Source organism: Streptomyces sp. NPDC046866 (assembly GCF_040704625.1).
GTDB lineage: Bacteria > Actinomycetota > Actinomycetes > Streptomycetales > Streptomycetaceae > Streptomyces.
This window is the reverse complement of record NZ_JBEYXN010000025.1, coordinates 95,246-115,818: the sequence shown is the minus strand read 5'-3', so window position 1 is coordinate 115,818 and position 20,573 is coordinate 95,246. Positions and strand designations below refer to the sequence as shown.

At 70.7% G+C, this 20,573-nt stretch carries 13 protein-coding genes and 2 pseudogenes; 8 read left to right on the top strand and 7 right to left on the bottom strand.

The features are described from left to right. From AB0953_RS28965 to AB0953_RS28950, 4 genes are all read left to right on the top strand, one after another. A partial coding sequence (locus AB0953_RS28965) for a type I polyketide synthase (RefSeq protein ID WP_366862528.1) occupies positions 1-4,151 on the top strand: 4,151 nt, incomplete at its 5' end. A 111-nt stretch (positions 4,152-4,262) separates the two neighbouring features. Beyond that, positions 4,263-6,443 carry a condensation domain-containing protein gene (locus tag AB0953_RS28960; protein WP_366862527.1) on the top strand — a complete coding sequence of 727 codons (2,181 nt, stop codon included), beginning with the start codon at positions 4,263-4,265 and terminating at the stop codon, positions 6,441-6,443. 366 nt (positions 6,444-6,809) lie between these two features. After that, complete coding sequence (locus AB0953_RS28955; protein WP_366862526.1) at positions 6,810-8,189, top strand: S8 family serine peptidase; 1,380 nt, start codon at positions 6,810-6,812, stop codon at positions 8,187-8,189. A gap of 6 nt (positions 8,190-8,195) precedes the next feature. Next, complete coding sequence (locus AB0953_RS28950; protein WP_366862525.1) at positions 8,196-8,462, top strand: hypothetical protein; 267 nt, start codon at positions 8,196-8,198, stop codon at positions 8,460-8,462. A 225-nt stretch (positions 8,463-8,687) separates the two neighbouring features. On the opposite strand, the gene AB0953_RS28945 is transcribed toward AB0953_RS28950, so the two are convergent. Beyond that, the gene (locus AB0953_RS28945; RefSeq protein WP_366862524.1) at positions 8,688-8,918 is read right to left on the bottom strand and encodes a hypothetical protein; all 231 of its coding nucleotides are present in this window, start codon (positions 8,916-8,918) and stop codon (positions 8,688-8,690) included. 154 nt (positions 8,919-9,072) lie between these two features. On the opposite strand from AB0953_RS28945, the pseudogene AB0953_RS28940 reads away from it, so the two are divergent. From AB0953_RS28940 to AB0953_RS28930, 3 genes and pseudogenes are all read left to right on the top strand, one after another. Beyond that, positions 9,073-10,330, top strand: a pseudogene (locus AB0953_RS28940) (sensor histidine kinase). After that, a pseudogene (locus tag AB0953_RS28935) lies at positions 10,321-10,970 on the top strand (response regulator transcription factor). The pseudogenes AB0953_RS28940 and AB0953_RS28935 overlap by 10 nt, the downstream one beginning before the upstream one ends. Before the next feature lie 24 nt (positions 10,971-10,994). Then, positions 10,995-11,423 (top strand): VOC family protein, encoded by a 429-nt coding sequence (locus AB0953_RS28930; RefSeq protein WP_366862523.1) that lies wholly within the window; start codon positions 10,995-10,997, stop codon positions 11,421-11,423. A gap of 45 nt (positions 11,424-11,468) precedes the next feature. On the opposite strand, the gene AB0953_RS28925 is transcribed toward AB0953_RS28930, so the two are convergent. Together AB0953_RS28925 and AB0953_RS28920 are read right to left on the bottom strand one after the other, a co-directional pair. Continuing rightward, complete coding sequence (locus AB0953_RS28925; protein ID WP_366862522.1) at positions 11,469-11,699, bottom strand: hypothetical protein; 231 nt, start codon at positions 11,697-11,699, stop codon at positions 11,469-11,471. Beyond that, on the bottom strand, positions 11,696-11,881 hold the full coding sequence (locus tag AB0953_RS28920; protein WP_366862531.1) for a hypothetical protein: 186 nt from the start codon (positions 11,879-11,881) through the stop codon (positions 11,696-11,698). The genes AB0953_RS28925 and AB0953_RS28920 overlap by 4 nt, the downstream gene beginning before the upstream one ends. Positions 11,882-12,058: 177 nt before the next feature. Here AB0953_RS28920 and AB0953_RS28915 point away from each other — a divergent pair, with 177 nt between their 5' ends. Further along, positions 12,059-12,781, top strand: a complete 723-nt coding sequence (locus tag AB0953_RS28915) for a GntR family transcriptional regulator (RefSeq protein WP_366862521.1) — start codon at positions 12,059-12,061, stop codon at positions 12,779-12,781. 339 nt (positions 12,782-13,120) lie between these two features. Here AB0953_RS28915 and AB0953_RS28910 read toward each other — a convergent pair whose 3' ends face one another. The 4 genes from AB0953_RS28910 to AB0953_RS28895 form a co-directional block, all read right to left on the bottom strand. After that, a complete protein-coding gene (locus tag AB0953_RS28910) occupies positions 13,121-13,372 on the bottom strand; it encodes a hypothetical protein (RefSeq protein WP_366862520.1) in 252 nt (83 codons plus the stop codon). Positions 13,373-14,650: 1,278 nt separating this feature from the next. Next, positions 14,651-15,076, bottom strand: coding sequence for a hypothetical protein (locus AB0953_RS28905; RefSeq protein ID WP_366862519.1), 426 nt, complete (start codon positions 15,074-15,076; stop codon positions 14,651-14,653). A 13-nt stretch (positions 15,077-15,089) separates the two neighbouring features. After that, positions 15,090-19,547 (bottom strand): RHS repeat-associated core domain-containing protein, encoded by a 4,458-nt coding sequence (locus tag AB0953_RS28900; protein WP_366862518.1) that lies wholly within the window; start codon positions 19,545-19,547, stop codon positions 15,090-15,092. 110 nt (positions 19,548-19,657) lie between these two features. Then, complete coding sequence (locus tag AB0953_RS28895) at positions 19,658-20,557, bottom strand: proline iminopeptidase-family hydrolase (protein WP_366862517.1); 900 nt, start codon at positions 20,555-20,557, stop codon at positions 19,658-19,660. Between the last annotated feature and the right edge of the window lie 16 nt (positions 20,558-20,573).

The following is a 20,573-nucleotide window of genomic DNA, read 5'->3' as shown; positions in this document are numbered from 1 at the left end:
CCCTCGGCGTGGATGCGCCGAGCAGCCACGTCGACTGGAGCGAGGGCGAGGTCTCCCTGCTGACCGAGGCCCGGCCCTGGCCGGCGGGGGAGCGGACCCGCCGCGCGGGCATCTCCTCCTTCGGCATCAGCGGAACGAACGCCCACGTCATCGTGGAGGAAGCCCCCGCCGAGGAGCCCATCGCCGCGGTGCCGGCACTGCCGGTGGTCCCGCTGCTGGTGTCGGCCAAGACGGCGGACGGCGTACGCGACCAGGCTGCCCGCCTGCGGGAGTTCCTCGCCGCGCACCCGGAAGCGGACCTGACCACGGTTGCGTTCGCCCTGGCCACGCAGCGGTCCGCGTTCGCCCACCGGGCGGCCGTGGTGGCCGCCGACCGCGACGGCGCCCTGACCGGCCTGGAGTCCCCGGCCCTGACGGGCACGGCCGCGGGCGGCCTGACGGCCTTCCTGTTCACGGGGCAGGGCAGCCAGCGGGCCGGGATGGGGCGCGAGCTGTACGCGCAGTACCCGGTGTTCGCGGCCGCGCTGGACGAGGTGTGCGCGGCCTTCGACGAGCACCTTGAGCGGCCCCTCAAGGAGGTGCTGTTCGATGAGGACCCGGCTGACCTGAACCGGACCGAGTACACCCAGCCTGCACTGTTCGCCATCGAAGTAGCGCTGTTCCGGCTGGTCGAAGCCTGGGGAGTGCGTGCCGACGCGCTCGCCGGGCACTCGATCGGTGAGCTGGCTGCCGCGCACGTGGCCGGTCTGTGGTCCCTGGAGGACGCGGCTCTGCTGGTGGCTGCGCGCGGTCGGCTGATGCAGGCGCTGCCCGCCGGTGGTGCCATGGCCGCCGTCCAGGCCACCGAGGAGGAAGTGCGCGCCGTCCTGACCGACGGGGTCGGGATCGCCGCGGTCAACGGGCCGACGTCTCTGGTCGTGTCGGGTGCCGAGGCTGCCGTCGAGGGCGTCGTTGCGCACTTCGCGGAGGCCGGTCGCAAGACCAAGCAGCTCGTGGTCAGCCACGCCTTCCACTCGCCGCTGATGGAGCCGATGCTCGCTGAGTTCGGGGACATCGCCGCCGGACTCGCCTACGACGAGCCCCGACAGCCCCTCGTCTCCACGCTGACCGGCAAGCCCGCCTCGTACGAGGAACTCTCCGACCCGCAGTACTGGGTCCGGCACGTCCGCGAAGCCGTCCGCTTCGCCGACGCCGTCACCACCCTCCAGGGCCAGGGCATCACCACCTTCTTCGAGCTCGGGCCGGACGCGGTGCTCACCGCCATGGCCGCCGAGTCCCTGGAGGAGGGCGCCACCGCCGTCCCCGCGGTCCGCCGCGACCGGTCCGAGGTGCAGGCCCTGACCGAGGCCGTGGCCCGGCTGCACCTTCACGGCACCGCCGTCGACTGGCCGGCGTTCTTCGGTGCGGCCCGTACCGCGGTCGTGGACCTGCCCACGTACGCCTTCCAGCACGCGGGCTACTGGCTCGCGGACCGGACCCTCCCCGGCTCCGGCCGGGCCGAGGAGTTCGGGCAGCACGACACCGGGCATGCACTGCTGACCGCCGCGGTCGAGCTGCCCGAGGGCGACGGGGTGCTGTTCACCGGCCGACTGTCGCTGCGCAGCCACCCCTGGCTCGCCGACCACGTTGTCGCCGGGACCGTCATCGTCCCCGGCGCCGCCCTCGTGGACATCGCCGTCCGCGCCGGCGACCACCTCGGCGCGGGCGTCTTGCAGGACCTGACCCTGCACGCCCCGCTGGTCGTGCCGGCCGAAGGCGCCGTGGACCTGCGCGTTCAGGTCGGCGGCGGGGAGACCGGCGGGGAGCCGTACGCCCTCACCGTGTTCTCCCGGGCCGAGGGCGCCGAGGACGGGCCGTGGATCCGGCACGCCGACGGGGTGCTCGTCGCCCAGGAGGCCGTCGCCGGGACCGCGCTGGAGGCCTGGCCGCCGGCCGGGGCCGAGCCCGTCGACGTCGGCTCCCTGTACGAGGACCTCGCCGCGACCGGCCTGGAGTACGGGCCGGTGTTCCAGGGCCTGCACGCCGCCTGGCGCCTCGGCGAGGACGTCTATGCCGAGGTCGCCCTGCCCGAGGGCAGCGACACCGGTGGCTTCGGCCTCCACCCCGCCCTGCTCGACGCCGCCCTGCACGCCATCGGGCTGGGCGCGGCGGCGAAGGACACCGCCGAGATGCCGTTCGCGTGGAGCGATGTCGTGCTGCACGCCGTCGGCGCCACCGCGCTGCGCGTCCGGGTCACCCCGGCCGCCTCCGGGTACGCCCTGCAGCTCGCGGACGCCTCCGGCGCGCCGGTGGCCACGGTCGGCGCCCTCGCGCTGCGGCCGGTGGCCGCGGACGACCTGCGGTCCTCGGCCGCGGTGCGGGACCTGTACGAAGTCCGCTGGAGCGAGCCGGCCCCCGAGGCGGCGGGTGCCGCCTTCGCGGAGGCGCCGGTGGTGCTGGAGGTGCCGGCGGGCGGCGAGCCCGGCCCGGTGCTGGACGGCGTACTCCAGTGGCTGCGGGCGCAGCTGCCGGGGAGCGCGCCGCTGCTGGTCGTGACGCGGGGGGCCGTGGCCGCCTCGGACGGCGAGGACGTGGCCGATCTGGCGCAGGCCGCCGTGTGGGGGCTGGTGCGCGCGGCGCAGGCCGAGCACCCCGGGCGGATCGTGCTGCTGGACGCCGACACCGAAGCCCCCGACCTGTCGGCGGTGGTCGGCGAGGCGGAGCCGGAGCTGCTGCTGCGCGACGGCCGGCTGCTCGTGCCGCGGCTGGCGCCGGCCGGCGGGTCGGGCAAGGCCGCCGGGGCGCCGGTGTTCCGGGAGGGCGGCACCGTCCTCGTCACCGGCGGCACCGGCGGGCTGGGTGCGCTGACCGCCCGGCACCTGGTCGCGGCCCACGGCGTACGGAGCCTGGTGCTCGCCGGGCGTCGCGGGGCCGAAGCGCCGGGGGCCCGTGAGCTGGCAGCCGAGCTCGAGGCGGCGGGGGCGAGCGTGGTGCTGGCGGCGTGCGACGTCGCCGACCGGGATGCGGTGGCCGCGCTGCTGGCCGCGCACCCGGTGACGGCCGTCGTGCACACCGCCGGTGTGCTGGCCGACGCCACCGTGGAGTCCTTGACCGCCGAGCAGCTGCGCACCGTATGGGCCCCCAAGGCCGAGGCGGCGCGCCACCTGCACGAACTGACCGCCGGGCGCAGGGACCTGGACGCCTTCGTCCTGTTCTCCTCCACGGCCGCCACGTTCGACGGCTCCGGCCAGGGCAACTACGCCGCGGCCAACGCCTACCTCGACGCCCTCGCCGCACACCGCCGCGCCCAGGGGCTGCCCGCCACCTCTCTGGCGTGGGGCCTGTGGCACCCGGAGGCCGGCGGCATGAGCAGCACGCTCAGCCAGGCCGACGTGGACCGGGTGGCCCGGACCGGGCCGGCGGCCCTCGGCCGCGAGCACGGCCTCGCGCTGTTCGACGCGGCGCTGGCGAGCGGGGCGGCGCGGGTGCTGCCCGTGCCGTTCGATGCGAAGGCGCTGGCCGAGCGGGCGCGGGTGCAGGGCCTGCCGGCCGTGCTGCGCTCCCTGGTCCGGCCGGCCGGCGTACGGCGCTCCGCCGCCGGGGCGGCGGGTGCGGCCGGGGCCGGGGCGGCCGGGCAGAGCCTCAAGGAGCGGCTGCTCGCGCTGCCCGCGGGTGAGCGCGAGGAGCTCGTACTGGACCTGGTGCGCTCCCAGGCGGCCGCCGTCCTGGGGCACGCGGGAGCGGATGCGGTCGACCCCGAGCGCGGCTTCGGCCAGCTCGGCTTCGACTCGCTCGCGGCGGTCGAGTTCCGCAACCGGCTCGCGCCGGCGACCGGACTGCGGCTGCCGGCCACCCTGACCTTCGACTACCCGACGTCGCGGGCGCTGGCGGGCTACATCCGCGCGGAGCTCGCCCCCGACGAGACCGGAGCCGCCGCCCTGCGGGCGGTGGAGGGCGAGCTCGCCCTGCTGGAGGACCGGCTGATGCTGGCCGCCGGAGAGGGCGTGGACGGTACGGACCACAGCCGGGTCGGTGAGCGGCTGCGGGCGCTGGCCGCCCGCTGGGCGGCGCTGAACGCGCCGGCCGGCATCGAGGAGGAGGCCGCCGCGCTGGCGGACGCCGACGCCGACGAACTCTTCGGGATCCTCGACGGCGAATTCGAACTGGGCTGACACACGCGGCAGCCACCCGCACGCACGCACGCACGCACGCACGCAAAGACGACGACGCACGCACGACACGTACGGCAACGGCCCGTACGAGACGCATGAGGAGATCCGATCATGGTTGCTGCTCTGGATACGGCCACGGCCCCGGCCACGGCCACGCACCCGGCTCCCGCCAGACGCAAGGAGACCGACCTGTGGCTGCTGGAACGGCTGGTCCCCGGGGCGGGCGTCAACAACCTCTCCCTGACCTTCGACGTGGACGGCCCGCTGGATCGGGCCGCCCTCGGACGGGCGCTGACCCTCGTCGTGCGCAAGCACGACATCCTGCGGACGGTCTTCCGCGCCGGTGAGACCGAGCTGACCCGCGAGGTGTTGGACCCGGCCGCGGTCGCCGTGGAGGTGGAGGAGTTCCGCCCGGACCCGGCCCCCGACCGGCTGCAGGCCGAGGTCGAGGCGTTCGTCGCGGCGCCGTTCGCGCTCGACGGCTCCCCGCTGCTGCGCGCGGCGCTGTTCACCACGGGCAGCGGCTCGGTGGTCAGCGTGGCCCTGCACCACCTGGTCTTCGACGCGATGTCGACGGTGACCCTGCTGGGCGAGCTGATCAGCGCGTACGAGGCGCCCGAGGGCTACGCCACGCTGCCGGCGGTCCCCGCGGCCGAGGAGCCCGAACCGGGCGCGGCCAGCGTGGAGTTCTGGCGGGAGCAGCTGCGCGGCTACCGGGCGCCCGAGGGCGGCCTGTGGTTCGGAAACCCGCCGTCCGAGGCGCCCGACCTGGCGGGCGGCAGCACCTGGTACGCGCTGTCGGCCGAGGCCCGTGCCGTGGTGGCCCGGCTGCAGCGCGAGCTGCGGGCGCCGCAGGCGGTGGTCCTGCTGGCCGCGTACGCGCTGCTGCTGTCGCGGCACGGCGCCGGGCAGGACATCGTCGTCGGCTCGCCGGTCAGCGTGCGCCCGGCCGGGCAGGAGGGCGCGATGGGCTACCACGTCAACGTGCTGCCGCTGCGGGTGAAGGTGGACCCGGCGAAGCCGTTCAAGCGGCTGGTCAACCGGGCGCGTTCGGTGTTCCTGGAGGGCCTCGGCCACTCGGGCGTGCCGGCCGAGTCGGTCCTGGACGAGGTCCGCGACAGCGGCGGCTCCGGCTGGCGCAACTCGCTGTGCACGCACCTGTTCAACTACGTGCCCGGCGGTACGTCCGCCGAGTTCGCGGTGGCCGGGCACCCGGCGCGGATCCGCGGCGTGGAGAACGGTTTCAGCAAGTTCGACCTCGAGTTCTTCTTCATGCCGGAGGGCGAGGACGAGCACGCCGAGACCCGGATCCGCGCCGTCTACCGCACCCAGGCGTTCGGCCCCGAGGAGGTGGACCTGCTGCTGGCCCGCTACGACGCCCTGCTGGTCCGGCTCGGCGAGGCCGCGCCCACCACGGCGGTCGGCGAGATCGCCGCCTGGGGCGCCGCGGACACCGCGGCCGTGGAGGCCGGCCACCGCGGCGGACTCCCGCAGGCGTACACGGCCTCCCCGGCGGTCGCCCGGTTCTCCCGGTACGCACGCGGCGAGCTGAGCGGCGTACGGGCGTACGTGGCGGGCCCGGACGGCCAGGAACTCCCCGTCCTCGTCCGCGGCGAACTGCACCTGACGGGCCCGGACGGCGCGCCGGTCCCGACCGCCGAACTGGCCCGCTGGCTGCCCGACGGCCGCATCGAGCTCCTGGGCCGCACGGACCGCCGGGTCACCGTCCAGGGCACGACGGTGCCGCTGGACGACATCGACGGGGTGCTGCTGGCCCACCCGGACGTCGTGAACGCCGCGACGGTCGCGGTGCCGGCGGCGGCGGGGGCCGATCCCGTCCTGATCTCCTTCGTGGCCACGACGGCGGCCTCGGACCTCGCGGACCGGCTCCTGAAGCAGATCCGCGCGGACCTGCCCGGCGCCGCCGAACCGCACCAGGTGGTGGTCACCGACGCCCTGCCCGAGGTGGCGGGCCTGCCCGACCTGGAGGGCCTGGCCCTGCGCGCCGAACGCCTGCTGAGCGCGGAGCCGGCCGCGCCGGAGGCCGGCGGCATGGACGCCGAGGAGCTCGCGGACCGCCTGCTGCTGCTGTGGCGCGAGTACCTCAAGCGGGACGACCTGACGGTGCGCTCCGGCTTCTTCGCCAGCGGCGGCCACTCCCTGCTGGGCATCCAGCTCCTGCAGCGGGTGAAGCGCAACATGCACCTGACGGTCCGCGTGAAACTGGCGGACCTGTTCGCCCACCCCACCCCGGAGAAGCTCGCCACCCACATAGCCCGCACGGCGGCTTGAGGCAGCCCAGCACAGCACACGAACCGAACGCACGAACCGAACGCACGAACCGAACGGGAGACGGCCGGTGGGCCGGGGCAGCAGCCCCGGCCCACCGGCCGTTCCGCATCCCCGGCCGGCCCCCGTGGGCCGATTGGCGGCATGGAGGTGCGGCGCCGCGACACCGTGGTGAGCATGGGACGGGCGCTCCTGCGTGCCTCTTCCCCCGCACGGCCCCGGTCGGGTCGACCGGCAGCCTGCACGAGAGCCGCGGAACGCCCGCACAGCAGACCCCCACCGCCCAGACGTACCTCCCTCCCCGAGCCGCACGTCGAGAACGCGGCTCCGCTGGTGCGCCCGGGCGCCGTCCGACCCAGAGGAGAAGACATGCGCGTCCTCATCCAGATGCGGCCCGAGCGCGATCTCGTGGAGGCCGTGGTGAACCCGCAGCTCACCGCGACGACCGAAGACGTCGCAGGGCGTCTGTCCGGCGTCGAGCTGGACCAGTCGTTCACCCCGGTGGCGGTACCCAGACCGGTGCCGACCATGACGGACGGCGATCCACTCTCCCTCGATCAGCCACTCAGGTTCTCCATGGCGCCACAGGACGCCACCGTGCTGGTCCGCGGGGAGATCCACGACTACGACACCGCCGACCGGATCGCGATGCTCTCCCTCGCCCACCCGGAGATCGTCCAGATCTCCGCCGACCCGGTCATCGAGGGGGTGCCCACGTGCGGCGGGGACTCCCCCGTCGGCGACTGGCAGGACGTACGGGACCTGCTGGCCGAGCTGGGGGCGGACAACCTGGACGGCAGCGGCGTCGCCCTGGCGATCACCGACACCGGCATCAACACCCAGCACCTGAGCGACGAACTGGACCGCCCGATCACGGTCGACGCGGCCCGCAGCTGGAACCCCCCGGGCGTGATCGGCCAGCCGGGCAGGTTCCCGGTCAACCACGGCACCATGTGCGCCTTCGACGCCCTCATCGCCGCGCCGAAGGCGACCCTGCTCGACATCCCCGTACTGCTCTCCCAGCGCCACGGGCCGACCGTCATGAGCGGGCTGCTCTCGGACGCCGTCGCCGCGTACTCCCACCTGCTGGGCGTGCTCGCGGCGATGCCCGAGGACAAGAGGGCGCTCGTGGTCAGCAACAGCTGGGGCTCCTTCTCGCCCCGGTGGGACTTCCCGCCCGGCCACCCCGGCAACTACTCGGACAACCGCGCGCACCCGTTCAACCTGATGGTGACCGCCCTGGAGACCGCGGGCGCGGACATCCTGTTCGCGGCCGGCAACTGCGGGCGCGACTGCCCGGACGGCCGGTGCGAGTTCACCAGCCGTCCCATCTGCGGCGCCAACTCCCACCCGCGGGTCCTGTCGATCGGCGGGGTCGACACCCGCGGAGACCGGGTCGGCTACTCCTCCCAGGGCCCCGGACGGCTCAGCAGCGAGAAGCCGGACGTCTGCGCGTACACGCACTTCGAGGGCTCGCACGCCTTCGGCCCGCACGCGCCGGACTCCGGCACCTCGGCGGCCTGCCCGGTCGCCGCGGGCGTCGTCGCCGCCATCCGCACGCACTGGCCGGTCAGCGCCATCAAGCCGGCCGAGCTCCGTACGCTGCTGCGCCGGACCGCCGACGACCTCGGCGCCGCGGGCTTCGACTTCGACACCGGCTTCGGCGTGATCAACCCGTCGGCCATCATGGACGCGCTGCGCCGCCGCCAGAAGAACGGCCACCGCAGCCGCAGCAGGAGCCGCAGGTAGCCGGCGATGTCCCCCGACACGCCCACCACCCTCATCACCGTCGAGCTCCCCCCGGGCGCCACCCTCGAAGACGCCATGCAGAAGCTCAACCTCACCCCCGAGGAGGTCGACCCCGCCTACGGCCTCATCGACCTCCACAACGGCACCTACGCCCTCCTCGTCACCGAAGCAGCCGCAGAGCGCGCAACGGGCACACCGGGCACGAAGGGCCCCTACGCCAACCCGAAGATCGAACCCTTCGGCCCACCGGAGCCCGCCCCTGACGAGAAGTAGCGCAGAACAGCACACGGGCCGGCCCGCCACCACGGCGGGCCGGCCCTTTCGTGCCTCAGCCCGCCTTCGCACGTGCGGCACGCAGTGCGCCACCCCGCGTGAGGAACGCAACGCGAATAACGGGCACCATGCAGACGACCTGCATCAAGGCGTACCAGGGCGGACACACCCCGGGAACCACATCAACGCCGATGATGGCGATCGGCATGACGACGGCGAGGCCGCTCAACCCCGTCGCGACCCGCGGGAAGCGGAAACGACCACCCGGTGCACCACCAGGGCGACCACGGGCAGCGAAACCGCCCGCACCCACATGAACCCATTGACCACATGCCCGCTGCCCGCCACCGCAATGACGGCGAGCAGTCCCAGGACGCTGAGCGCGCCATACACCTTGATGCTGTTCTTCGCCGTGTCGAAGGCCCGTCGAATGTCGGTTTCCCTGCTGGTTTCCATGCCACCGACGCTACGGAGCGCCCGCCGGCCCCCCTATCCGTCCGGCCCCACAACCGGGTGGGTCCAGCCCCACTACCACCCTGACCAGGGCGTCGGCGGCAACGGCAGGGTGCACAGTAGGAGCGCCAAGGGGAAAGAGGACCGAGGGGGGACCATGAGACATCTGGGTCTATGGCTGACGCGGGTCTGCGTGGGGGCCTTACGGGCGTGCGCCGTGGTGACCGTCACCATGGCGCTCCCGGCGGGGTGGGCCGCCGCCGTGGCGCTCGGCATCGGGTGGGGCGCGGGCAACCCGTGGTCCTGGCTGGGCCCGTTCGTCCTCACCACCGTGGGCACGCTCGCCCTGTCCCGCCCGGTCTGCCGAACGGTCCGCCACCTCGTCGCGAGATGGGCGGGCGTGGCAATCCCCGCTGGCTACCGCCAGGCCCCACCCCTCACCCAACTCTCCACCGGCTACTGGTGGAACGGCTTCGGCTACGAACGCACCCGCCGCGACGCGCTCATGGACCAGAAGCGGCGGATCCGCTGGACCGATCCCGCGAACTGGCGCGACCTCCGCTCACAGCCATCGCCCCCTCCACCGAGGGCCTGGTCGCGTGCGTCCCGCCGGCGGGGGCAGTCGCAGCCGTCCTCGGCCTCACCCGGCCGGAGCCCCTGAGCCGCGCCGTGGGCGTCCTGGCCCTCATGGTGGCCGTAGCCTCGTCCCCGTACGCCTGGCGCTGTCTGGTCCCGGTAGCCGTCCACTTCTTGCGCCCCTCGCCCGCGATGGTGCTGGCGGACCGGGTGGAGGAACTGACCGGCCAGCGCGCGGAGGCAACGGTCGCCCAGGCCGCCGAGATCCGCCGCATCGAGCGGGACCTGCACGACGGCGCACAGGCCCGCCTGGTCTCCCTGGGCCTCTCCCTCGCGATCGCCGAAAAGCTGATGGAAACCGACCCCGACCAGGCCAGAGCCCTGATGCGGGAAGCCCGCGCCGGCGCCACCGCCTCCCTCACCGAACTCCGCGAACTGGTCAGGGGCATCAACCCACCCGTCCTGAACGACCGCGGCCTGATCGACGCCGTCCGCGCCCTGGCCCTGACAGCCCCCTGGAAACAACGGTCACCGCAGCCCTCGACGACTGCCCCCTCGACCCCCCGATCGAGTCCGCCCTGTACTTCGCCACGGCCGAACTCCTGACCAACGCGGTCAAGCACGCCAGAGCAACCCGGGCCCGAATCTCGATCACCAACACCGCCGGCAGCGTGATCGTCAAGCTGGAGGACAACGGCCGAGGCGGAACCGAAATCCGGGCCACCGGCGGCGGACTGGCAGGCCTCCGCCGCCGCTTGTCCGCCTTCGACGGCACCCTGGAGATCACCAGCCCGGCCGGCGGGCCGACCCTCGCAACCCTGGTGGTGCCATGCGCATAGTCGTAGCCGAAGACCTCTACCTCCTCCGCGACGGAATGGTCCGCCTCCTCGAGGCGTACGGCCACCAGGTAGTAGCCACGGCAACAACCGGCCCCGAAACCCTGGAGGCCCTCCTCACCCACCACCCGGACGTAGCCGTCGTCGACGTCCGCATGCCCCCGACCCACGCGGACGAAGGTTTGCGCGCAGCCCTGACAGCGCGCCGCGAACTCCCCGGACTGCCGGTCCTGATCCTGTCCCAGTACGTGGAGCAGCTGTACGCCCGCGAGCTGCTGGCCGACGGCTCCGGCGGCATCGGCTACTTCCTCAAGGACAGCGTCTTTCGACGCGGACCAGTTCATCGACGCCCTGGAACGCGTGGCCGCCGGCGGAACCGCGATGGACCCCACGGTCATCGCAAAGCTCCTCTCCAACGGCCCTTCAACCCGCCGCCTGGACCACCTCACCGACCGCGAACACCAGGTCCTCACCCTGATGGCCGAAGGCCTCTTCCAACCAGGCGATAGCCCAACGCCTCTTCCTGAGCGAGGGCGCCATCAGCAAGTACACGACGTCCCTCTTCACGAAGCTGGACATCACCACCTCCGACCACACCAACCGCCGCGTCCTGGCCGTCCTCACGTACCTCAACAACCCCTGAAACCGCGGCTGTTACCGTGGCCAAATGCCCTCCATCAAGCAGTTCCAGGTCACCTTCGACTGCGCGGAACCCGAGCGCCTCGCCCGCTTCTGGTGCGAGGTGCTGGGCTACGTCATACCCCCGCCGCCGCAGGGCTTCGCCACCTGGGACGCCTACAAGCACGCGCAGCCACCCGAGCAGCGGGACGCATGGTTCGCCTGCATCGATCCCTCAGGTGTGGGCCCGCGCCTGTACTTCCAGCGCGTCCCGGAAGGCAAGGCCGCCAAGAACCGGCTCCACCTGGACATACGGGTCGCCACCGGCCTGGTAGGCGAGGAGCGCCTCGCCGCCCTGGAGGCCGAATGCGCCCGCCTACTCCCTCTCGGAGCCGTGCACGTCCAAACCCTGTACGACGGCAACGACGCCTGCATCCCCATGCAGGACATAGAAGGCAACGAATTCTGCCTCGACTGACACGCCCCGCGTCGGCGGGTCGCCATGAAGACAGCCGCGACGTCTCTACTCACTGCGGGTGACCTCGGCATGGTCGGTGACGACGCGCCTGAACAGGCTATGGCCGGTACGCCCTGCGTGGCGAAGCGCCCAGTCCTGCGCGGTTTCCTGCCCCTCCTGAGGGCCGGAGTCCGCGTCGCAGCCAGGCGCAGTGCAGAACGCCTCGTAGGTGATGCCGCCTTCGGGAACATGACGGATGGTGTGCGGGACGTACCGGTAGACGACGCGCGGGCTCACTGGTGACCCTCCGGGTGACGTCGCATGTAGACATCGCAGTCAGTAACGGTGGTCATGTCACCGACCATGCGGGCCCGGTCGCGTACGGCGGCCAGCTCTCCACACCCGGCACATCCCTCGGCCGGCGTCGGTTCCGTGTCCAGACGCAAGGGGAGTTCGACCGGCGTGGCCGAGTACCTGATGGGCTCCGTCACTGCACATCGCCACCTCTCGAACATCACGAACATCACGTGACCGACCGCTTGACAGGCCGGTGCTCTAGTTCAGTATTCGAGTGGCCGAAGCACTCCCGCTACGGTCCGTAGTGCACTAGTGTGCTCCCACTGACTCCACGTCAACTCAACGGAGGGGCACCTCTCATGCCCAGTCCCAAGACGTTCACGAAGATCGCGGATCACTTCCGGGAGCGCATTCTGTCGGGGGAGCTCGAGCCGGGAGCCAAGCTGCCGACGAACCGGGAGATCGCCGGTCAGTGGCAGGCTGCAGCCGCCACGGTCTCCCGGGCCTTGCAGGCCCTCCAGGTGGAGAACTTCATCCGCACTACCCCCCGGGGCACCTACGTCGTCGACGACCCGCGCTGGACCTTGTCGGCACGCGACCGGCTGGCCCGGGTCCAGCGGGTGAAGTCGTTCCTGGCCGAGGGCGAGACAAGCAGGGTCACGGCGGCCGAGCTGATCACCCCACCCCTGTACATCGCGGAGATCTTCGACCTGGAGCCCGGCGACCAGGTGGTCCGACGTGAGTGGCTGGCCGGCCGGGGCAAGACCCGGACCCTATTCGCGGTGACCTGGTACCCGGCACCGTTCGCCGCCCTGGTCCCCGACCTCCTGAACACCGCCCCGGGCCGCAACCACGGCCTCTCGGCCCGGGTCCTGGAGGCCACCGGCCGCACCATCACCCACGCCCGCGACGACATGCACGCCCGCCCGGCCGACGCCCGCGAGGCCAGCGCCCTCGGCCTGCCGATCGGCTCCCCGATCCTCGCCGGCGCCCACCGCTGGTCGGACGCAGAGGGAATCATCGAGTACGGCGAATGGTGCCTGCCCCCCCGCTTCACAATCGGCTACGAATACCAACCCTGACAACTCAACGCGAAGCGTCCCCGAACGCCATCCTCTGGCCTTGGGGGACGCTCTCGTTCACGTGCCCGTATTAGGCGCCATCGCGACCTCAGAGACGTTCGACGCGCTCCTTCCACTTCTCGATCTGCTCCCGGGCGCGTTCGAGTTATAGGCAGCTCTGCAACTCCCGGCGGTTGGGGACTCCTTCATGGGGGTGCCGGGTGCTTAGACGACCGCAGTAAACCACCGCTCTGTGCAGCCCCTATCCGCTGATATCACCGTCAACTCCCCCCAGCACGCGCGAGCGGCCCCACCGGAATAGACCGGGTGAGGCCGCTCGCTTTCCATTTCTGTTCAGCGTTAGGCAGAGGATGCAACGCCACGATAGAAATCGGCGGCTTGCTGTAGCGCAAGGGCCAGTGCTGGCAGACCGTCAACGTGGCGCCACTCCCGAGTCGCCTCTTCACAGGCCCGCCACACTCGAACATATTCGTCATCAACCTCTGACGACTTGATCACGATGACATCGAACTCGGAATCCGAGAATTTACGCCTACCCGCATCCAGGATCCGCTCATTCAATTCTTCGCGAGCGATGAGAAGTTCACCCACTCGACGGAGATGCAGTCCACCTACTCTCGGGCTGGCGATAATCTCCGCCAAGACCTTGACGTACTCGGACGGCCCACCTACTTGACTCACCCTCTGTTCATCCTTCCTCGTAGCACGGCCATCCCGCGACGCCCTTCCGGAAGATTGACCCCACCAGCCCGTAGGATATCAACACAATAGGTCACGCAGCTATTGTCCATTCCGTCATATGCTCCGAGGTCCGCATCAATGGTCCTGCTTTGAGCCTCGTAGGCAGCTTCTGCGTTCGGCAAGTCGAAGGTAAGACTCCTCGTGTTAGGGCCGAGGTCTTGAGGGAAAGCATGCGCACCTGTAGTCGGAAGCCCGTTGTACTGACCCGGCCTGGCAGGAATTCCATTAATTACCTGCTCAGTAATCTGCGATCGACCGTCGGCCATGTCAATGCGAATTATGGCGTGGCCGGTAGACCCCCTATCGGGGTCATACGAAACGGTGGCGGTACCACCACAGTTATGGACAAGGACCGGGGCGGCTCCCGCGAGCACATAGTACGTGTGCTGGCCGGGGTGCCGTCATCTGCGTTTTCGCAGGTCAACGGAATTCGGCCAGTCTGTGGATGTGCGTGGAAGTCCCCTCCTGTGTGCCCGTGTTGCCGTCGGCGTTGCCGTCAGACGGCTGCGCGCGTGAGGTCGGTGGAGTGGGCTTTGGCCGGTGTCCTGCCCGGGTTGGGGTCGGGCATGGCCAGGGGGCCGTACGCTGGCCCGGCAACTCGGGCAGGTCGTGATCCTGCCCGGAATTTGAACGAGTGGCCCCCTGGCCATTGCCCGACGCGGGCCCCGGCCCGGGGAGGTGGGTAAGGCCCACGGAGCCGACCGCCCCCACCTCCGGGCCTGCCCCCGGCCAACTCCCCGCCGTCGGCCTGACGCTCGCCGGGCGGGCGCGTCCGGCTTCTCCTCGCTTCCGGCGCAACGCTGCGCTGTTTCTGCGCGGCCTGGTCGCTGGCCGGCCCGCTGTGGCGGAGCCGAGAGCGGGCCGGGTGGGCGGCCGTGCCGCGCGCGACCCGTGTCAGCGGGTCGCCTTGAAGACGTAAGGAAGTTTGGACGCACACGGCCCTGGCTGTAGGCCAGGGCCGTCGGTTGGGCATTGAGCGGCAGCTGGCCTCCTGCCCATCCCACCCGGCTGCGGTCCACCTCTCACTGACCACAGGACCATGCAGCGTTCATCGGTGTTGCCGTCATCGTTGCCGTCAAGCCATCGAATCATCAGCCTATTACAGCACTTCCGCGCCGTTCTCCGAAATTAGGAGATGTCGCCACGCATGACCCGTAGGGCATGAACAGATTGCCGAAACGTTTCCACCAACCTAGCCGCCAGCTGGCGGACCTCATCACGCCCTCCAGGGATCGCGCCGCGCGGAGACAGAATCAATTCGAGCGGCTTCCAAGCCTCAAATACGAGACGCGTCTGTTCAAGAGCCGCCCCTGAAAGGCGCACAGCTCTCTCCGCATCACTCTGTTTGACTTTGTAGAGCCACGCTGAATGGATTGATTGCTCCATGACGAAACGACCTGTCCATTCCGAGATCTCGGCTCCGACGACTTCACAGGAAAGGATCTTGATAGCCAGGTTGTTCTCGATGGAGTTGGACGGGGCCAGCAGTTCCTCGGGAGGATCCCATTCATCCGGAACCTCATCCAACCATCCCCAGCTCGGCGGTATGGACACTCCGTTCCTTTCATCAGCCGTGATGTTCGCGGAGCCAGTCTGTCGCGCGCTTCGTGGTCTTGGGAAGTCCTTCGATTCCGCCGGCCTTGAGTACGTTCATGCAGTAGGTCACGCAACTCTGCCTGCCGAGGCTGTACGGAGGGTAGGTTCCTTCGGCTGACCGACCGATCTGCCTTTCGATGTAGGCCAAGGCTCCTTGGACGCGCGGCAGCTCGACCCGGACGTTGATGGTGAAAGGAGAAAGGATCGCGGGATCAAATGTCCTAACTCCGTTGGTGGCCACGTCAACACCACCCCATTGCTCAGTGTGCATAACCTCACCATCGTGCGCTTGCACGGTAATCAAAGCATGCTTCTTCTCCGGATCCAAGTGAACCGTTGCCACGCCATCACAGTTATGAACAAGGACCGGAGTGGCGCCTGCAAGCACGTAGTACGTGTGGAAGTTGTTGACGGTGAGGTTGTGCGTGGTGACGGCGTAGGGGTAGTTGCGCTTGGTTTTGACGGTGAGGGTGGTGCCGTCGGGGCGGCGGAGTTGGCCGCCCGGGGTGAATGCGCCCGCGTCGACCCACTGGCGGCGGGTCTCGTTCCAGTGCGGGTGGTGGAGGGTGGAAGTGAGCTGGACGGGCGGGGCGCGGGGGTTGGAGTCGTCGGTGAGGGTGAGGTCTGTGAAGTCCTTGTCGTCCGGGGTGGTGATGGTGGCCGTCACCTGCTGGGGACGGGTTTCGCCGGTCTGCGGGTCGGTGGCCAGGACGGTGTCACCGACGTGGACGTCCTGGATCTCCTTGGTGGTGCCGTCGGCCATCTGGACGCGGGTGCCGGTCGGGAAGCTGTTGAGCTTGCACGCCGTCGGGGCTTCTGCCTCTGCGCCGCCGCCGCTGCTGTGGGATTCGGCGGAGCCTGCGCCGGCTTCGGTGTCGGATGCCTCGCGGGTGCTTCTCGCTTCCGTGCCGGCGCTGTCCGTTGCGGTTTCCTTGCCGGCTTTCTCCGCTGCCGCCTGTGCTGCCTTGGCTTCGGCGTCGCGGGCTTCCTTGACGGCCCTCTTGGCCTTGGTCATGGCCGCGGCGGCGCGGGAGACTCCACGTTCAGCTTCGTGGACGGCGTCGTAGGCCTTGTTGATTTCCTTGTAGATCTTGAAGGCCTTGATGCCGACCTTGATGGCCTTGGCGATCTTGCCCCAGGGGACGGCGCTCAGAGCCGTGTTGATGCAGGCCATGACGTCGCCCTTGGAGAAGCAGTCGCGGGCGTCGTTGTAGCCGATCAGGTCACCGATGAGGTCCACGACCTCGTGGACGAGGTGGTCCCGCCTCTGCTTGGCCTTGTGGAGTCGGGTCGTGGCCTGCTCCAACTCGTCGTCATCGCCGGAAGGGGAACTGGTCTCATCGTGGTCAGAGAGGGTTTGTGTCTTGATCCAGCTGCTTCCGCCGCATTCACCCTGCTCGCACTTGTAGGCGAGGCCGCTGGGATCCGACTTGTTGATCGGGTCATTGTTGGAGTACGCGTACGCGTTCCACTGCTGGGGGTCGCCTGCGTCGAGGATGGGGTCCGGGCTGATGAAGCGGCCCGTCTTCGGGTCGTACTCGCGGGCGCCCAGGAGCGTGAAGCCCGTGGCGTTCTCCTTCGTGCCGCCGACGAAGCCCTTGTCGCCAGCCCAAGATCCGGGGGCTGGCGCAGTACCGCGGTCGTTGCCGAAGGGGTCCGAGGCGCGGCGTACGTGGGCGAGGTCGGCCGCGTTGAACTGGACGCCGCCCGTGCCGTGGTGGTCGGAGCTCTGGTACGTGAGGTTGCTGGAGGTGCTGCTGGTGGTCGTGCGGGTGATGGACAGGCCGCCGGGGGCCGCGTAGGTGCGGACGTCGGTGACCTTGCCGGTGGTGGCGTTGAGGGTGATCTGGTCGGTACCGAGGTTGAGGGTGGTGCCGTCCGGGTCGCGGCGGATGAGCTGGTTGCCGCCGGTGTCGTACAGGTAGCTGGTACCGGCGCTCTCCCCGGTGCCGGTGATCTTGTCGAGCTTCCCCTGGTCGTTCCAGGTCAGGGTTCGCGTGCCCGGTGTGCTGGTGATCGAGGTGGTGTTGCCGCCCGCGTCGTACGTGTACGAGGTCACCTTGGTGCCGGACGGGCCGGTTTCCGTGGAGGTCATCAGGGCGTGCGGGCCGCCCGTGCCGCCGCCGGTCTTCGGGTCGGTGGACGGGGTGTTCTGGCGGCCGCCGAAGGTCTGGGTGACCGTCGTGTCCTTGGCCGCGTCGCCCGTGACGTCCTTGCGGATCAGCTTCTTGCGGTTGCCGAGCAGGTCGTACTCGTACTGCTGCCAGTACGGTGCCGGTCCGCCCACGCTCGGCTTGCCCGCGGCGTCGACCGCCGGGCCGCCGGCGTTGGCGCAGCTGCCGAGGCCGCGGACGCTGGGCTGCGGGGCGGTGGTCTGCGTGCCGGTGTCGGTCCAGGCCTGGGTCAGCCGGCCCAGGTAGTCGTGCGTGAAGCACTGCAGGTCGCGCTTGGCGCCGTCCTGCGTGTCGCCGATCGAGGTCAGCTGCCCGACCTGGTTGTAGGTGTAGTCGACCACGTCGACGCTCGCCGTCGCCGCGGTCTGCTTGTCGAGCGTGGAGCGGATCTGCCGCCCCGTCGCCACGTCGTAGTCGACGGTCGAGACGATCTGCAGGCCGGTCTCGCCCACGGTGGTCCGCACCGCCTGCCCGTACGGGTCGAAGAACGCGCGGACGACGTACGGGGTCTGGACGCCGGCGATGCTGCCGTCGAGCGAGGACAGGTTGCCCGACGCGTCCGTGCCGATGGCCAAGGACTCCACGCCGAGTCCCGCCTTGGGAACCGCCGGCAGATCCGACTGGACGAGCTGACCGTAGGCGTCGTAGGTGTTCTTCGTCTCGTAGACGCCGGCCAGTTCCTTCTCGACCGGCGGGATCGTGGTCTTCGTGCCCAGCGGTCGGTAGCCGGCGTCGTAACCGGTGACTTCCGAGACGTAGGCGCTGCCGCCGGCTCCGCCGACGTAGCGGGTGCTCGAGGCCGGCTTGCCCAGGGCCTTGGTGTTGTAGGTGAAGCCGCCCACCTGCTTGGCGGGGTCGACGGCCTTGCCCTCGTAGGTGGCGACGGTGCGGCCGAGGAGGTCGGTGACCGTGGTGGCGCTCTTGTTCCTGCCGTCGGTGACGGTGGTGAGGTTCTTGCTGTCGTCGTAGACGGTGGTGCTGGTACCGGCGTCCGGGTCGGTGGTCTGCACCACCCGGCCGAGGAGGTCGTACGCGAACGTCCACTCGTTGCCCGCGGCGTCCTTGCGCCGCAGTTCCTTGCCCTGCGTGTTCCTCTCGTACGTCGTCTCGTCATACGGGCCCGCGGGCGTGTTCGATTTGTACTGGCGCAGCAGCGACGTGGTCCCGTTGGTGATGGTCGCCGTCGCGTAGCCGCCGTTGGGCGGAATGGTCCGGGTCTCGTCGGCACCCGGGTACTCCGTCCGGGTGCGCCACTGCTCCACGCCGTACGACTGGAGGACGGAGGCCGTGGCGCGGCCCATGCCGTCGAAGACGGTCACGGTCTGCGCGGGGAGCTTGCTGTCGGGGTTGACCCCGCCGTTGGGCAGGAAGAGGGAGCCCGAGGGGCTTGCCTCGTCGTTGTAGTACGCGGCGCTGGTCTTCACCTGCCAGCCGTGCGAGTCGAACAGGGCGTCCGTGATCAGTCGCCCGGTGGTCCCGGAGGCCGGGTTGGCCTGCGTCTGGCGGATGCGGCCCAGGCCGTCGTAGATGGTGTAGCTGGTCGTGTACGAGTCGTCGTTCATGAGTGCCTGGCTCAGAACGCTGGACGCCGCATTGGTGCCGTTCATCGCGTACGAGTACTTGCGCACCGGCAGGGCGCCGTTGGCCCGTTCCTGCCCGGGCTGCCAGATCGAGACGACACGGCCGAAGGCGTCGTAGTCGCGTTCGGCGACGTGCTTGTTCTCGTCCGTGGTCTTCAACGGCAGGGAACGGCCGGTGTCCAGGGTCGTGGTGGTCTTCCAGCCCAGCGGGTTGGTGTGGGTGACCTGGGAGGGCAGGGCGCCGGTGGCCGGACTGTACTCCGTGGTGGTCACCGCGCCGTCGGGATGGGCGGCGTCCTTGCGGGTCTTGTTGGTGTTGCCGGTGACGCGGCCGTACGCGTCGTACGTCGAGGTGGCGTTGAGGCGGTAGACCGGCTTGCCCGCGTCGTCGTACTTCTCCAGGACCGCCACACCGGTCTGGTCCGCGGTGGCGCCGGTCCGGCCGGCCGGCTGGTTGTCGAAGTAGGCGAGGGTGTCACCGACGGTGTTCGCGGCCGGGGGCGTCTGCCCGCAGGCGGCCGAGAGGACCAGGGTGCGGGAGACCAGCTGGGTGAGGGCGCCGCCGGGGCCGGCCGAGTACTCGAAGGCGGTGCACAGGCGCTGCTCGGGGCGCGCCAGGTCGGTCGCGACAGCAGGGTGTCGTCGTACTCGGAGGTGCGCTCGCTGGTGCGCCACGTGCCGTCCGCCAGCTTGGCCCGGCTCGTGACCTGGGCCGGTGTGGGGGTGCGCCGATCCCCGCGCCGGTCGGGGGATGTCCGGCGCGGGGATCGGCGGGGTGCGGGGGGTCAGGAGTGTTCGGCGAGCCAGGTCCGCATGACGTGGTCGAAGCGGGCGGGCTCCTCCACGTGGGGCATGTGGCTGGACTCCTCGAACAGCTCCCAGCGCACCCGGGGGATGTGGTCCAGGAAGGGCTGCACCGTGAGCGGGGTCGCCTCGTCGTACGCGCCCGAGATGACGAGGGTGGGGACCTCGATGGCGGGCAGGCGGTCGATCACGCTCCAGTCCTTGAGCGTGCCGATGACGTGGAAGTCCGTCGGGCCGTTCATGGTGCCGTAGACGGTGGGGTCGCTCTCCAGCGCCAGGAAGGTCGTGGCGACCTCCGCCGGCGGCGGGTCGACCCGGCAGACGTGGCGACGGTAGAACTCCAGCGCCGCCTGCTGGTACTCGGGGTGGTGGAAGTCGCCGGTCGCCTCGTGGCGGCGCAGCGCGTCGCGCACCTCGGCCGGCGCCTCGTCCTTGAGCCGTTCGCACTCCGCCCGCCACAGCGGCATCGCGGCCGGGGAGTTGGCGATGACCAGTCCGCGCAGCCCGGCCGGCCGGCGCACCGCGTGCTCGGCGCCGAGCATGCCGCCCCAGGACTGGCCGAAGAGCAGGTAGTCGTCGGCGATGCCGAGGTGGGCGAGGAGGTTGTCGAGCTCGTCCAGGAAGAGCTCGACGGTCCAGAAGTCCGCGCCGGCGTCCGGCAGGCGGGTGGAGTTGCCGTTGCCGAGCTGGTCGTAGTGGACGACGGGGCGTCCGTCCGCGGCCAGCTCGGTCATCCGCAGCAGGTAGTCGTGCGTGGACCCGGGGCCGCCGTGGGCGACGACCAGGGGGGTCAGGCCGCTGTGCAGGTCTCCGGTGACCCGGTACCAGGTGTGGTGCCCCCTGAACGGGGCGAGTGCCTTGCGGCTGGGTGACAGGAACATGGCCCCCCTTCCTTTC

What these genes read in the sequence shown, in the direction of transcription:
- AB0953_RS28960 (WP_366862527.1), top strand. Translation starts at nt 4,263, where the DNA reads ATGGTTGCTGCTCTGGATACGGCCACGGCCCCGGCCACGGCCACGCAC.
- AB0953_RS28955 (WP_366862526.1), top strand. Translation starts at nt 6,810, where the DNA reads ATGCGCGTCCTCATCCAGATGCGGCCCGAGCGCGATCTCGTGGAGGCC.
- AB0953_RS28950 (WP_366862525.1), top strand. Translation starts at nt 8,196, where the DNA reads ATGTCCCCCGACACGCCCACCACCCTCATCACCGTCGAGCTCCCCCCG.
- AB0953_RS28945 (WP_366862524.1), bottom strand. Translation starts at nt 8,918, where the DNA reads ATGGAAACCAGCAGGGAAACCGACATTCGACGGGCCTTCGACACGGCG.
- AB0953_RS28930 (WP_366862523.1), top strand. Translation starts at nt 10,995, where the DNA reads ATGCCCTCCATCAAGCAGTTCCAGGTCACCTTCGACTGCGCGGAACCC.
- AB0953_RS28915 (WP_366862521.1), top strand. Translation starts at nt 12,059, where the DNA reads ATGCCCAGTCCCAAGACGTTCACGAAGATCGCGGATCACTTCCGGGAG.
- AB0953_RS28895 (WP_366862517.1), bottom strand. Translation starts at nt 20,557, where the DNA reads ATGTTCCTGTCACCCAGCCGCAAGGCACTCGCCCCGTTCAGGGGGCAC.